Annotated in this window: 5 protein-coding genes; all 5 read left to right on the forward strand. The window is 60.2% G+C overall.

Annotated features, from left to right (window positions below):
• Positions 1 to 15: 15 nt before the first annotated feature.
• The 5 genes from ACT9T4_RS09475 to ACT9T4_RS09495 all read left to right on the forward strand — a co-directional run bounded on the left by ACT9T4_RS09475 (position 16) and on the right by ACT9T4_RS09495 (position 14,566).
• Positions 16 to 10,503 (forward strand): beta strand repeat-containing protein, encoded by a 10,488-nt coding sequence (locus ACT9T4_RS09475; protein WP_499116639.1) that lies wholly within the window; start codon positions 16 to 18, stop codon positions 10,501 to 10,503.
• A gap of 91 nt (positions 10,504 to 10,594) precedes the next feature.
• Positions 10,595 to 12,118: a tryptophan halogenase family protein gene (locus ACT9T4_RS09480; RefSeq protein ID WP_042556165.1), complete on the forward strand. Its 1,524-nt coding sequence runs from the start codon at positions 10,595 to 10,597 to the stop codon at positions 12,116 to 12,118.
• A gap of 412 nt (positions 12,119 to 12,530) precedes the next feature.
• Positions 12,531 to 13,355 carry an energy transducer TonB gene (locus ACT9T4_RS09485; RefSeq protein ID WP_042556164.1) on the forward strand — a complete coding sequence of 275 codons (825 nt, stop codon included), beginning with the start codon at positions 12,531 to 12,533 and terminating at the stop codon, positions 13,353 to 13,355.
• An 82-nt stretch (positions 13,356 to 13,437) separates the two neighbouring features.
• Positions 13,438 to 14,163: a MotA/TolQ/ExbB proton channel family protein gene (locus ACT9T4_RS09490; RefSeq protein ID WP_042556163.1), complete on the forward strand. Its 726-nt coding sequence runs from the start codon at positions 13,438 to 13,440 to the stop codon at positions 14,161 to 14,163.
• Between the two features lies 1 nt (position 14,164).
• The gene (locus ACT9T4_RS09495) at positions 14,165 to 14,566 is read left to right on the forward strand and encodes an ExbD/TolR family protein (protein WP_042556162.1); all 402 of its coding nucleotides are present in this window, start codon (positions 14,165 to 14,167) and stop codon (positions 14,564 to 14,566) included.
• Positions 14,567 to 14,735: the final 169 nt, after the last annotated feature.

The raw sequence follows: 14,735 nt of genomic DNA on the forward strand, positions 1-14,735 counted from the left end.
GCCCCGACGGCAGAAGTGACGGTCAATGCTGACGGTAGCTTGACCGTTGCCGGTGTAGCAGAGGCGGGTAGCACCGTCAGCGTGACCAATCCTGACGGCACTACCGAAACCGTTACTGCCGGTGCTGATGGTTCCTACACCATCACTTCGCCGATCAATCAGCCAACCGGTGACGTAGTCGTTATCGCAAGCGATGCTGCTGGTAACGTCAGTGCAGAAACTACCGTGCCGTACGTGGACACCATTGCGCCAACTACCACAGCAACGATCGACAGCTTCTCCGATGACGTTGGCCTGATTCAGGACACCGCTCTGCCGTCAGGCAGCAGCACGGACGATAGCACTCCTACTCTCAATGGTTCCTTGACAGCAGAGCTGCTGACGGGCGAGCAGGTCAACGTCTATCGTGACGGCACTCTGGCTGGTCAGGCGACAGTCACCGGGACTAATTGGACATTCACCGATTCCGATCTGGCCGATGCGCCCTACACGTATGTCGCTCGTGTAGTGGATGCTTCAGGCAATCTGGGCGACGTTTCCAGCAGTTTCGAGTTGACAGTCGACACTTCCGGCCCGTCGTCCTCCACTACCCAGGTGACGATTGACGCCATTACCGGCGACGACGTCATCAACGCCGCCGAATCGAGTGATGTAGTGACGATAACCGGCACCATCAGCGGTGATTACAGCGTTGGTGATGTGGTAACCCTCACCACTGCAGTCGGTACCTATACCGGTGCGGTAGCCACAGGCGGAACCTGGAGCGTTGAGGTGGCTGCAGGTGGTTTTGGCGGCAATGGTGGTCAGGTCGTTCAAGTGAGCATTCTGGCTCACGACATCGCGGGCAACCCGGGCACCGTTACCGCGAGCCGTCCTTATCTGGTCAACATCAGCGCGCCTTCCGGCACCGCACTGTCGATCGACAGCGTGGCAGGTGACGATATCGTCAACGCCAGCGAAGCGGCTGCCAGCAACACGGAGACCATCAGCGGTAGCGTGACGGGCGAGTTCACCGTTGGTGATGTGGTCACTCTGACCATTGGTAGCTTCACCACCACCGCTGCTGTCGATGCGAATGGTTTGTGGAGCACGACCGTTGCCGGTGACATATTGGCAGTTGGCACTGCCATCGACGCCAGCTTGCTCGCCCACAATGCGGTGGGTAACGAGGCCACCGTAACGGCCAGTCGTGCCTATGTGGTCGATACCGATTTGCCTAGCAACTCCTCGACCACCATCAGCTTCGATCCGATTACCGACGACAATATCGTCAATGCCGCCGAGGCCGTGACGACCCTGACCCTTAGTGGTCTCGTGAGCGGTGATTACCAGGCTGGTGACGTCATCACCTTGACCATCAATGGCGTTCAGTACAGCGGCAGCGTGGCTGCCGGTGGTATCTGGACGGTGGCCAACGTAGCTGGCAGCGACCTGGCCGCTGATGCCGATCGCATCATCGATGCCAGCCTGGTGGCTCATGACAATGCTGGCAACGAGGGCACCGTCTCCGCATCGCACAACTACGCAGTGCAAACCGATGGTGTGACCACTGGGCTGTCGATCGATGCCATCGCCGGCGACAACATCATCAACAACGCTGAAGCACTGTCGGACGTCATTTTCAGTGGCGTGAGCACGGGAACGTTCACGGAAGGCGATGTGGTAACCCTGACCGTCAATGGCACCGCTTATACCACCAGCATCGATGCCGATGGTATCTGGAGCGTTAGCGTCGCGGCTTCTGCATTGGGCGCCGATGGCGCCTACACGGCCACGGCATCCATCGTATCGAGCGACAGCGCAGGAAACCTTGGCAGCGCTCAGGCACAGCGCGCCTACAGCATCGATACCGCTGTACCAGATGCTTCCAGCACCAGCCTGGCGATCGACACCGTCGCGGGTGATGATCAGGTCAACCTGGCCGAAAGCTCGGCTGCGGTGCAACACGTCATTTCCGGTACCGTCAGCGGTGATTTCACCCCGGGTGATATCGTCACGGTGACCATCGGTAGCGAAAGTTACAGTGCCAGCGTGACCGCAGGCAGTGGCTCGACTGGCGTATGGAGTGTGAGCGTTGCGGGTGATGTCCTGGCATCGGCTACCACGGTAATTGCGAGCCTCGCCGCTAGCGATGCCGCTGGTAACGTTGGCACTATCCTGGCCCAGCACAATTATGTGGTGGATATCACGGTACCAAACGCACCGACCCTGGTGGTCATCGATGACGCGGGCAGCGTCACTGGCAACGTAGCTGACAACGGTGGCGTGACCGATGACAACACCCCGACCTATCAGGGCACGGGGGAGGCCGGTGCCACCATCAATCTGGTGATCAATGGCGCCGCCGTAATCAGCGTGCTGGTCGACAGCGATGGCAACTGGAGCTATACAGCGCCCCTTGCAGTTGCCGACGGTGATTACACGGTGGTCGTGACGCAGGCCGATACCGCCGGTAACGTCAGTGCACCTGTCAGTACCACCTTCACCGTCTCCACCGGCAGCGTCGAACTGCCGACGCTGGTTGTCTCCGACAATCTGGAGCCTGTGTTGGGCTTGGTGGTCGATGGTGGTAGCACCAATGACATCACCCCGACCTTCAGCGGTACGGGTGTGGCGGGAGCCACCGTGCACGTGGCAGTCAATGGTGGCACGCCTGTCGATGTGACGGTCGACGCATCTGGCGAGTGGAGCTACACGCCGTCCGAACCGATCGGAACCGATGGCAGCTACACCGTGAGTGTTACCCAGACCACTGCGGTGGGCACCAGCGGGGCGGTCACCAGTCAGTTCATCCTCGATACCCGTGCACCCAGTGCGGAGGACGGCTACGAAGTTGCGATCACGTCCTACACCGATGATGTCGAGCCGCAAGCCGGTGTCTATCTGAGCGGTAGCACCACCAATGACACCTCGCCACTGCTAAGTGGAACGGTGGCTGGCCTGGTGGATGGAGACGAGGTGCATATCTACCAGGGCCGCACCCAACTGGGGGTGGCCACGGTTTCCGACGGAAACTGGATCTATCAGGTAACCAACGTAAGCGAGGGCACGCATTCCTATACGGCCGTTCTGGTCGATTCGAGTGGTAACCTGGGTGTGGTTTCCGAGCCCTTCATCATCACTGTCGATATCACGGCGCCAAGCGCGGCCGATGGTTACGCCGTAGCTATCACCGGTTATGTCGACGATGTGGAAGCGCAGACCGGTGTCTTCCTCAGCGGCACCAGCACCAACGACACGTCACCTCTGTTGCAGGGCTCCGTAGCCGGGTTGGCGCCCGGTGATCAGGTGCATATCTACTCCGGTACGGAGCTGCTCGGTACTGCCAGCGTGACCGCTGATACCTGGACATTCCAGATCAGTGAGGCTGACGAAGGTACGCACAACTACACCGCGGTTCTGGTGGATGCGGCAGGTAACCAGGGATTGACCTCCGAGGTATTCACCTTGACCGTGGACACCATTGCGCCCAGCGAGGCAGATGGCTATGCCGTGGAAATCACTGGCTACATCGACGATCAGGAAGAGCAGATCGGCACTTTCGGGCTGGGCACCACGACCAACGACACTTCACCCCTGTTGCAAGGCACCGTATCGGGAATGATTGCGGGGGATACGATTCGTATCTATGACGGAAGTGCTCTGATCGGTACGGCCTCCGTGCAAGGGGGCACTTGGAGCTACGCTGTGGTCGATGCCAGCGAAGGCAGCCACACCTATACGGCGGTAGTGGTCGATGCGGCGGGTAACGAGGGCTTGAGCTCCAATGCTTTCACGCTGATCGTCGACACCAGCGCACCAAGCGCCGAGGACGGCTATTCGGTAGTCATCAGCTCGTTTGCCGATGATGTCGAAGCTCAGGTTGGCAACTTCCCCAGCGGCAGCAGTACCAATGACACTTCGCCTCTGCTTCAGGGCAGCGTGGAGGGGCTGGTCACGGGTGACTTCGTACGGATTTACGAAGGCAGCACGCTGCTTGGTACTGCCGTGGTCACGGGCGAGAACTGGGTATTCCAGCTGGCGGATGTCACCGAGGGTAGTCACAGCTATGTCGCCGTGCTGGTCGATGCCGCAGGTAATCAGGGGCTGCAATCCGATGTCTTCAGTCTGGTCGTCGATACCCGAGCACCTAACGCAGATGACGGCTATGCGATCGCCATCATCGATTATGTCGATGACGTCGAGGCGCAGACCGGCACCTTCGCCAGTGGTACCACCACCAACGATACATCGCCTGTCTTGCAGGGCTCTGTTTTCGGCTTGGTAGCAGGTGATCTCATCCGTATATACGACGGTAGCAGCCTGCTGGGCGTAGCCACCGTATCGGGCGATACCTGGAGCTATGAAGTCGTCGATGCCAGTGAAGGTACGCATGCCTACACGGCCGTGCTGACCGATGCGGCAGGCAATGAAGGGTTGGTGTCGAACGCGTTCGAGCTGACTGTCGACACCCAGGCGCCAAGCGCCGACGACGGTTATGCGGTGGCGATCGTTTCCTATACCGATTCGGTGGAAGCGCAAACCGGTACCTTCGGCAATGGCACCAGTACCAACGATCAGTCGCCCGTGCTCAACGGTACGGTCGCAGGCCTGGTTAACGGTGATCTGGTACGTATCTACGAAGGTACAACCTTGCTGGGAACCGCGGCCGTGAGCGACGGCACCTGGACGTTCGAGGTAGTACAGGCCAGTGAGGGTCAGCACGACTACACCGCGGTTCTGGTCGATGCAGCCGGTAACCAGGGGTTGAGCTCCGAGGTGTTCTCCCTGACCGTCGATACCACTGCGCCGAGCGCCGACAATGGTTACTCCGTGGAAATCGTGTCCTACATCGACGACGTGGAGGCGCAAGTCGGTAGTTTCGGCAGCGATACCAGCACCAATGACAGCTCGCCGCTGCTGCAGGGCACTGTCTCGGAACTGGCCTCCGACGAGTTCGTGCGGATTTACGATGGTGAGATCCTGCTGGGGACTGCCAGCGTCAACGGCACCGTCTGGACCTATCAGGTCGCTGATGCGGTACAAGGTGAGCACATCTATACCGCGAGGGTAGTGGATGCAGCCGGCAACGAAGGCGTGCTCTCGAATGCCTTCACGCTGACTGTGGACACCACTGCTCCGAGCGCGGAGGACGGTTACGCCATCGCGATCACCGCTTACACCGACGACGTCGAAGTGCGGACCGGCGATTTTGGCAGCGGAACCAGCACCAACGATCCTGAGCCGTTGTTGCGCGGTACCGTTTCCGGGCTGGTGTCTGGTGATGTCGTGCGCATCTATGAAGGCAGCACGTTACTGGGGGTTGCCACCGTCTCGGTTGACAGCTGGACCTACCAACTTTCCACCATCACCGAAGGCCTGCATACCTACACGGCGGTCCTGGCGGACGCGGCGGGCAACGAGGGCCTGGCCTCCAATGCGTTCAGCCTGACGCTCGATACATCGGTGCCCAGTGAGGAAACCGGGTACAGGGTCGCTATCACCGGTTACGTCGACGATGTAGAAGCACAAACCGGTACGTTCGTCAGTGGCACCAGTACCAACGATACGTCACCGCTTCTGCAGGGCACGGTATCGGGTCTGGTGGATGGCGACGACGTGCTTATCTACCAGGGCGAAAACCTCCTGGGCGCTGCCACGGTCACTGGTGCAACCTGGACTTTTCAAGTGCTCGGGCTCACGGAAGGTACCTATACCTTTACGGCTGTCGTAGCCGATGGAGCAGGGCATCAGGGTCTGACATCGAGCCCGCTGACTCTGACGGTCGATAGAACGGCACCGAGCACCGAGGATGGTTACGCAGTTGCCATCACCTCTTATGTCGATAACCAGGAAGCAGTGGTTGGTATATTCGGCAGTGATACCACCACCAATGACACCTCACCGCTCTTGCAGGGCAGCGTGTCCGGTCTGGTTACCGGCGATGAAGTTCGGATATACGAAAACGGTACCTTGTTGGGTACGGCAGCGGTGTTTGGCAATTCGTGGTTCTACCAACTCGCGCAAGTCAGTGAAGGGGCGCATACCTACACTGCGATCCTCGCTGATGCGGCAGGCAATGAAGGCTTGAACTCGGCCGCTTTCACCTTGAATGTCGATACCACGGCGCCAAGTGCCGATGATGGCTATGCCGTTGCCATCACTGCCTTTGCCGATGTCGTCGAAGCGCAAGTCGGTGATTTCCCCAACGGCAGCAGTACCAACGATACCTCGCCGCAGCTCAAGGGCAGCGTAGCGGGCTTGGTCGCTGGTGATGTCGTGCGCCTGTACGAGGGTGCCAACCTGCTGGGTACCGCCACCGTTACCGACGGCGAATGGCTCTACCAATTGCAGGGCGTCAGTGAAGGCACTCACACCTACACCGCGATGGTGGTGGATGCCGCCGGCAACGAGGGGTTGCGCTCCAGTGAGTTCACCCTGATCGTCGACACCCGCGCTCCAAGCGTGGATGACGGCTATGCCGTAGCGATCATCGATTATGTCGACGACGTCGCGGCCCAGGTTGGCAGCTTCGGCAGTGGTACCGCCACCAATGATACTTCGCCGGTTCTGCAGGGCTCGGTCGCAGGGCTGACCCTTGGCGATGTGGTGCGCATCTACGAAAGCGGTACGCTCTTGGGCGTCGCGACTGTATCGGGCAACAACTGGAACTATGAGCTCGCCAGTGTCAGCGAAGGCCTGCATACCTACACGGCCGTGCTGGCTGATGCGGCGGGTAACGAAGGTGTCGTATCGAATGAATTCAGCCTGATCGTCGACACCACGGCGCCAAGTGCCGAAGATGGTTACTCGGTTGCGATCATCAGCTACACCGATGACGTGCAGGCGCAGACCGGCATTTTCGGTAGCGGCACCAGCACCAACGATCTGTCACCGGTGTTGAACGGTACCGTGGCCGGTCTGGTAAATGGTGATCTGGTGCGTATCTACGAAGGTACCCAATTGCTGGGGACTGCCACCGTCACGGCTGGAACCTGGACGTTCGAAGTGGTGCAGGCGAGCGAGGGCAGTCACACCTATACGGCGGTGCTGGCCGATGCGGCGGGCAATGAGGGGTTGGCTTCCGACGAATTCACCCTGACCGTCGATACGCGCGCGCCGAGTGCCGAGGATGGGTATGCGGTCGCCATCACCACCTTCACCGATGATGTGGAGACCCTGGTAGGTGATTACCCGAGCGGTACCTGGACCAACGACAACACGCCGCTGCTGCAGGGCACCGTTGAAGGTCTGCAGGCGGGTGATTACGTACGCATTTACCAAGACATGAATCTGCTGGGCAATGCCACTGTCACCGACGGCACCTGGGTTTATCAGGTCGCTGTCACCGCTGATGGTAGCCATAACTTCGTGGCGGTGGTCGTGGATGGGGCCGGCAATGAAGGCCTTATATCCAATGTTTTCAACCTGATCATCGACACGGTGCCGCCAACCGAGACCGTCACCATCGACAGCTTCACCGACGATTTTGGTACCACCACGGGTAACCTGCCATCGGGGTCGACCACGGACGATGCCACCCCGGTGTTGAACGGCAGCCTGTCTGGCGCCATTGCGGCCAGCGATACCGTCAGCATCTACGAAGGCACTACCTTGCTGGGTACTGCCACGGTGACGGGAACTACCTGGTCGTTCGCGATTCCGCCAAGCACCCTCATAGGCGGTACTCTGCACACCTACACTGCAGTGATATCGGATCTGGCTGGTAACCAAGGTACGCCATCGAACGCGTTCAGCCTGACCAGCGTCGTCGAGGTCAACGTTCTTGTCACGCTGGATACCACACCTATCATCACCGGTCGTATTCCATACGCTCTGGTAGACGGTGCACGACTGCATGTCACCATCGACGGCAAGACCTACACCTCGGAAGATGGCACGGTCATGGTCGATAGTCTCAACTCGACCTGGTACATCCAGATTCCGAACGAGAACGCGCTTTCGGTTGGCACACACCCGGTCCTTGCCGAGATCATCAACGGCGACGGCAGCAACGGTGCCAGCGGCATCGACACCAACGAGCTGATCGTTGCTCCCATACCGGTAGCGAACTTCGGCGCGGCGGGTGGTGATGGCAACAACAAAGGCACCACGGTCACCATGAGCAATACCGGTGGCTGGGAGTTCTTCAGCAATCAGGTGGTATTCCGCAGTACCGGTACCGACAACTCGAGCGTTGCCGAATACGTGGGTACATCGCTGACCAGCAATACCGGCGGCGCCGGGTATGGCAACAACAACATGAACATGGTGCAGAACGCGACCTTTATCGATATCAACCGCGATGGCCATATGGATATCGTGGGTATCGATAGCCGTTACAGCAACGGTCAGCAGATGTTCATCAACAACGGTGACGGAACTTACACCGCCCGGCAGATGGCCGATACCCGAGCGACCGGTGACGGCTTGGCCAACACCTACAGCTGGTACGGCGGTGTCATGGCCATCGACTTCCGTGGCGATGGTTACGTCGACGTCATCTTCGGCGACCAGACGCCGAACGACGCGGCTGCGATGGGGGGCTACAACTCCCAGTTCGTGCAGAACAATGCTGGGGTATTCATCAAGGACGCTGTCTATACCTACACGCGTGCTAATGGTGGCCTGAATACCGGTAATGCGACGCCGGATCAGGAGCTGTCTGGTGTCGACCTGAACAACGATGGTACGGTCGACGTGGTATTCCATGCCACCGCGGGCACCAACAAGATCGGTGCAGCTGACGCTACCGGCACGGCCACCAGTGGCAACACGGCACGTCTGGTCGTGGTGAAGAACAATGGGGCAGGTGGCTTCACCACCAGCCAGATCATCAACGACGCGGTGCTCTACACCGGTGACCCCAACATCGCCAACGAGCCGTCCATGACCTGGGCCGACTATAACGGCGATGGATACATGGATCTGTTCATGGGCAGGGTACATGGCACCACCGTGGCGGCTCAGAACAACAGCACCATCTTCTTCAACGATGGGGCTGGTAACCTGGCATCCACCAATACCGCCGGGGTTGGCACCGCTACCGGGACCTACAAGTTCAACGATACCGTCCGCGGCGGTGCGTCGCTGGCAGTGGACTGGAACGGTGATGGCCGCATGGACATCATCGAAGCACCGCAGATCGGAGAGGGCGCTGCTGCCGTCACCGGCACCGTCAATCTGTACACCAACCAGACCTCGGGTGGCACGGTAAGCTTCAATACCAGCTACCTGCAGACCGCTGGAGGTTTTGGCAGCGCTGCGGGGACGGCTCGGACCTTCAGTGGCGCGATCTCTGCGGCGGGCGTGGTAACCGGTAACCCGGTCACCGGGATGCTCAGTGTCGACGTCGACTATGACGGCGCCAAGGATTTGCTGCTGTTCACCAGCACCGGTGCCACTACCTACGTGCGCAACACCAATGTGATTGCCGACGGTACCAGCATGCACGTACGGATCGTCGACCCGCAGGGCATCACCACCTACTTCGGTAACACGGTGAAGTTGGTGAATTCCGCCGGGGTGGTGGTTTCCACGCAGATCATCAATCCGCAGGCCGGTGGGCAGACCAACGACAGCACCAGCATCGTCGACTTCTATGGCCTCAATCCCAATGAGACCTACAGCATCATCCTGTTGCGCAATATCAATGGGGTCACCAGCCATGTAGGGGCCAGTAGCAGTGTGGCTGGCTTCACCATCCAGCACGTCAACTCCAGCTGGGGTGGCTTGAAAGCTGGCGAAGCCGATTCGGCCTACGTGCTCACGGCGCAGGGTGAAACCGAGTCTTCCAATACCATCGGTGCAGGTGTGATCGGGACGGGTTACAACGACACCTTCTTCGCCACGCTTGGTACCAAGCGTTACGAGGGTGGTGGTGGTACCACCGAAGACTCCGATTACAAGACATGGAGCAACACCGGCGGGATGGACATCGTCGACTTCAAGCTGGCGGGCAGCACTGCGCTGACCATCGACATGAGCTTGAGCGGTGCGCAGAACACCGGCTGGAACACCGTGACCCTCAGCAACATCGAGGGCATAGCCGGGGCCGCAGGTAACGACACCTTCACCGACGACGCAGGCGATAACCTGTTCGAAGGGCGCGGAGGCAACGATACCTTCAACCTGATCAACGGCGGTCGTGACACGCTGCTCTACAAGGTGCTGGCCGGCTCCACTGCAGACGGAACGGGCGGCAACGGTACCGACACGGTCAACGGATTCAGCCTGGGTACCTGGGAGGCGAGCCCCAACGCCGATCGTATCGATCTATCGGAGCTGTTGGTGGGTTATACCGCCGGCGGCGGTGCCCGCTACATCAACGGTGTCGCGACCATCGCCAGTAACGAGACCATCGGTCAGTTCATTTCGGTGGCCACCAGTAACGGCAACACCACCGTGAGCATCGACCGGGATGGGAATGGCTCGGCCTACAGTTCGACAGCGCTGGTGACCCTCAATGGGGTCAGCACGGATCTGGCGACGCTGCTGGCCAACCATCAACTCGTCGTGGTCTGAGTTCGCCACGCTTCTACAATCAGGAAAGATAGAGAGGGCGAGTATTCGCCCTCTCTTTTTCACGACGTATCGCCAGATCAAGGGTACTCGAATGTTGAATATACGAAGCGCTCGCCGCCATGTGGTGGTGGGCGGTGGGACTGCAGGCTGGTTCGCTGCGCTGACTTTGCGGCGATTGTTCGATCCATCGATCGAGGTGCGGCTGATCGAGTCGCCCGACATCGGCATTGTCGGCGTGGGCGAGGGGGGGTTGATCAATCTGATCGAGGCGCTCAACCGCAACGGCATTCCCGTCAGCGATTTCATGCGTGAAACCGGGGCGGCGTTCAAGATGGGCTTCTGCTACGAGGGATGGCGTGGCGGCGGCGAGCAGGACAGGTTCTATCACCTGTTCGCCGACCCCAAGGCTGAGGAACTGGGCTGGTCGGAGTTTGGTGGCTACCCGTTGATGGCAGCGCTGATTCACCACAACCACGCCCTGGATGGCGGTGTGCTGGGCTACAACGTCGGTTATGAAGCCGTCGTCAACAACCTGTCACAGATGGAGATGGCGCAGCTTCTGGTCAGCGGGCGCTCGGGGCTCTCCATGTCGCTGCATTTCGACAGCCACCGAGTGGCTGATTTTCTCAGGAAGGTCGCCGTCTCGCGAGGCGTTGTCCATCAACAGGGCAAGGTCGATTCTCTTGTACGAGATGAGCGCGGGTTGGTGCAGAGCCTGCGCGTGACCAACACCGATGGCAGCGCAGAAGCGCTCGACCTGGGCTTGATGATCGACGCATCCGGGTTCGCCCGTCTGGGGATCGGCAAGACGGAGGGGAGCAGGTGGCGATCGTTCAAGGACTACCTGTTGATGGACAGTGCCATTCCTTTCCACATGCCACACCCGCAGGCGAATCCATCGCTGGTTACCCGGGCCATCGCCATGGAAGCCGGATGGATGTGGCAGATCCCGCTGCGTGAGCGGGTTGGCGCCGGCTACGTATTCAGCAGTGCCCACATGGATCCTGAGCGCGCGGTCAGAGAGATCGAAGCAAAGGTCGGGCATGCCATCGAGCCGATGCGCACCCTGCGATTCGAGCCTGGGCATTTCGAGCAGGTATGGATGGGCAACGTACTGGCCATCGGGTTGGCATCCGGATTCGTCGAACCCCTCGAGGCTACTTCGATCGGGCAGATGCTGGAACAACTGAAGAACTTCGAGCGGGTGCTGGTGCAGAGCCAGGGCGTCGTTCTCGACAGCGTGATCGACGGCTTCAATGCGGCGAATACGCAGAGCTGGAGCGAGATCCGCGACTTCCTGCGCATGCATTACGACTGCCCGCGACGCGATAACCCGTTCTGGCGCGATGTGGCCGATTCCAACATGCCGGTTAGCTACCAGGACCTCAAGGCGTCGTTCGCCGTACGCACACCGCGTCTTATCGATATTCAGGGCAACTCGTTGCATGGTTGGGGAGCGATCTTTCACGTCATGAACTGGATGTTCGTCGCCCATCCCCTGGGGTTGCTGTCGCGTGAGGCGGCCCAGGCGGATGTCCTGGCCTTGCCTGAGGACAAACGCCAACGGGTGGATGCCTACATGGACAAGGTGCGCCAGGCGAGAACCGCTCGTTAGCTACGTCCGTAGCCTGCCTTCGTACTGCAGCGATACCCGGGTCAGTTATCCCCGTATCGCTGTTTCCAACCCGAGCCACGTACAGCGCATTGCCCCGCCTTCCAACCATGTCCCGCTATCTGGCCTGGCGTTGAGCACAGCGACCCCCCGGCGCTCTCCCGACTATCGATTGCATCCACTCCGACGGTTTTCTCTATCAGAGTGCAGTGAGCGCTCCCTGATGCTCAGGGTGCCCGTTTGATCCGACAAGAAACGGGCGCTTGAAGGTATATGCAAATAAAGAATTAGCATTGATTAAAAAGTGATTTTACGAAATATAAGGAAACCTTCACTCTAGGCTCCACCAGACGACTGGAAATCTTGTTTGTGCTTAGACCGGCTCTAAGTCGGTATTTCCAGGAGTATCTTCGTAATGGGCAATCTTCAATCCTCTGCGCGCTCCGACGCGACCTGGCAACAGGCGCGTCTGCCCGGAGAGGTACTCGATCTTGGCGTTCCGCTGCGTCATGCACTGGGTACCCTGCGCCACAGCCCATCGGCTTCCAAACCTGTCCTTGGCCGTCGTGAAGCCATCCTGTTGGGTGTTTTCGCGCTGGTTCTGCACGGCGCCGTGTTGCACTGGCTGAGCCAGCGGCCCGAGCCGGTGCTGCCGGAAGTGCCGGTGGAAATCCCACCGATGACCATCGAATTCGCTGCCCCGACTCCGCCACCGGAGCCGGTGATCGAGCCGCCACCCCCCGAGCCTGTCGTCGAGCCGCCACCCCCACCGCCGGTGGTCGATGAGCTGGCGGTCAAGCCGCCGCCAAAGCCGGAACCTCCGAAGCCCAAGCCGCAGCCGCCGAAACCCAAGCCGGAACCCAAACCCGTGCCGAAACCGGTCGAGCCCGCACCTGCGCCGCCCAAGGTCGAAGCGCCACCGGCACCGCCCGCGCCGCCGGCACCCAAGCCGGTTGCCGAGACGCCGCCTTCCGCCAACGCCGCTTACCTGCGCAATCCGGCGCCGGAGTATCCCTCTCTGGCCCAGCGCCGCGGCTGGGAAGGCACCGTGTTGTTGCGTATCCGCGTACTGGCCAACGGCAAACCCGGAGATATCCAGATCCAGACCAGCAGTGGTCGTGACGTACTCGACCAGGCCGCTGTGAAAGCGGTGCAGCGCTGGAGCTTCGTGCCCGCCAAGCGTGGCGATGTCGCTCAGGAAGGCTGGGTCACGGTACCGCTGGACTTCCGCCTGAACTGACGCGCGCAACACCTATTCCACGAGCCCGGAAGATCCGGGCCCGAACCCTGTCATCGACATACCGTTTTCCGAGGACCGCACCATGAACCTGCTAGTCGATTCCCCCCTGCAATCGGTCGAACATGCCGTCATCTGGCTGCTGATCGGCTTCTCCGTCGTCACCTGGGGCCTGGCCCTGATCAAGGGCATTCAGTTTGCCCGTCAGCGCCACCAGGACCGTAAGTTCCAGAAGCTGTTCTGGTCCGCCACCAGCCTCGACTCGGCCGCTGAACTGGGCCAGAACCAGTCTGGCGCGGTGGCTCACGTTGCCCAGGCCGGCTTCGCCGCCATTCAGGTGCCGGACGGCCAGCAACCGGGTGACCTTAGCCAGGCGATCAACCATCAGGACCGCCTCGAGCGCGCCCTGCGTCAGCAGATCCAGCGTGAGCGTCGTTCGCTGGAATCCGGCCTGGCGGTGGTCGCCTCCATCGGTTCTACCTCGCCCTTCATCGGCCTGTTCGGCACCGTGTGGGGCATCATGGAGGCGCTCAAGGGCATCAGCGCGGCGGGCAATGCCAGCCTGGAAACCGTCGCTGGCCCGATCGGTGCAGCGCTGGTCGCCACCGGTGTGGGCATCGCCGTCGCGGTACCGGCGGTGCTGGTTTACAACTACTTCCTGCGTCGCCTCAAGCTGACCGCCGCGGATCTCGATGACTTCGCCCATGACTTCTACAGCCTGGCGCAGAAGAGTGCCTTCAAGGTCATCGTCCATCCCGGCGCCAAGCGCGGCGGCATCGTCACCGGTCAACCTGTGAAAGAGGCGGTGTGACATGGCGTTCTCGACCCAGGACAACGACGAAGTACTCAGCGAAATCAACGTCACGCCGCTGGTAGACGTGATGCTGGTGCTGCTGGTGGTATTCATCGTCACCGCGCCGCTGCTGACCAACTCGATCCCGATCAATCTGCCGAAGACCGAAGCCGTGGCCCCAGCCGATCAGAAAGACCCGTTGGTGATCAGCATCGATGGTGATGGCAAGCTGTTCATCAACAAGGACGAGATCCAGCCGGAGCTGCTGGAAAGCAACCTGATCCAGGCCAAGGCAGACGACGCCGACCTGAAGGTGCAACTGCAGGCCGACGATCAGGTGGACTACGGTTCGGTGGCCAAGGCCATGGCCGCCATCGAACGGGCCGGCATCACCAAGCTGGCGGTGATCACCGCTCGCTGACCGAGCAATCGGGGTTCTCAAGGCGCGATTCGCCAGGCGGCGAATCGCGCTTTTTTCGTTGCAGTGCCGGTTTGATGGGCACCTCTCCATGCATCTGGTGAGGCTTGGCAGGTGAAGTTAAATCGCCCTTCGGTCCGAATAGCCCGGCTTAGTTCGAATTCCAACAGTT

The organism is Pseudomonas sp. SZ40, assembly GCF_052958135.1.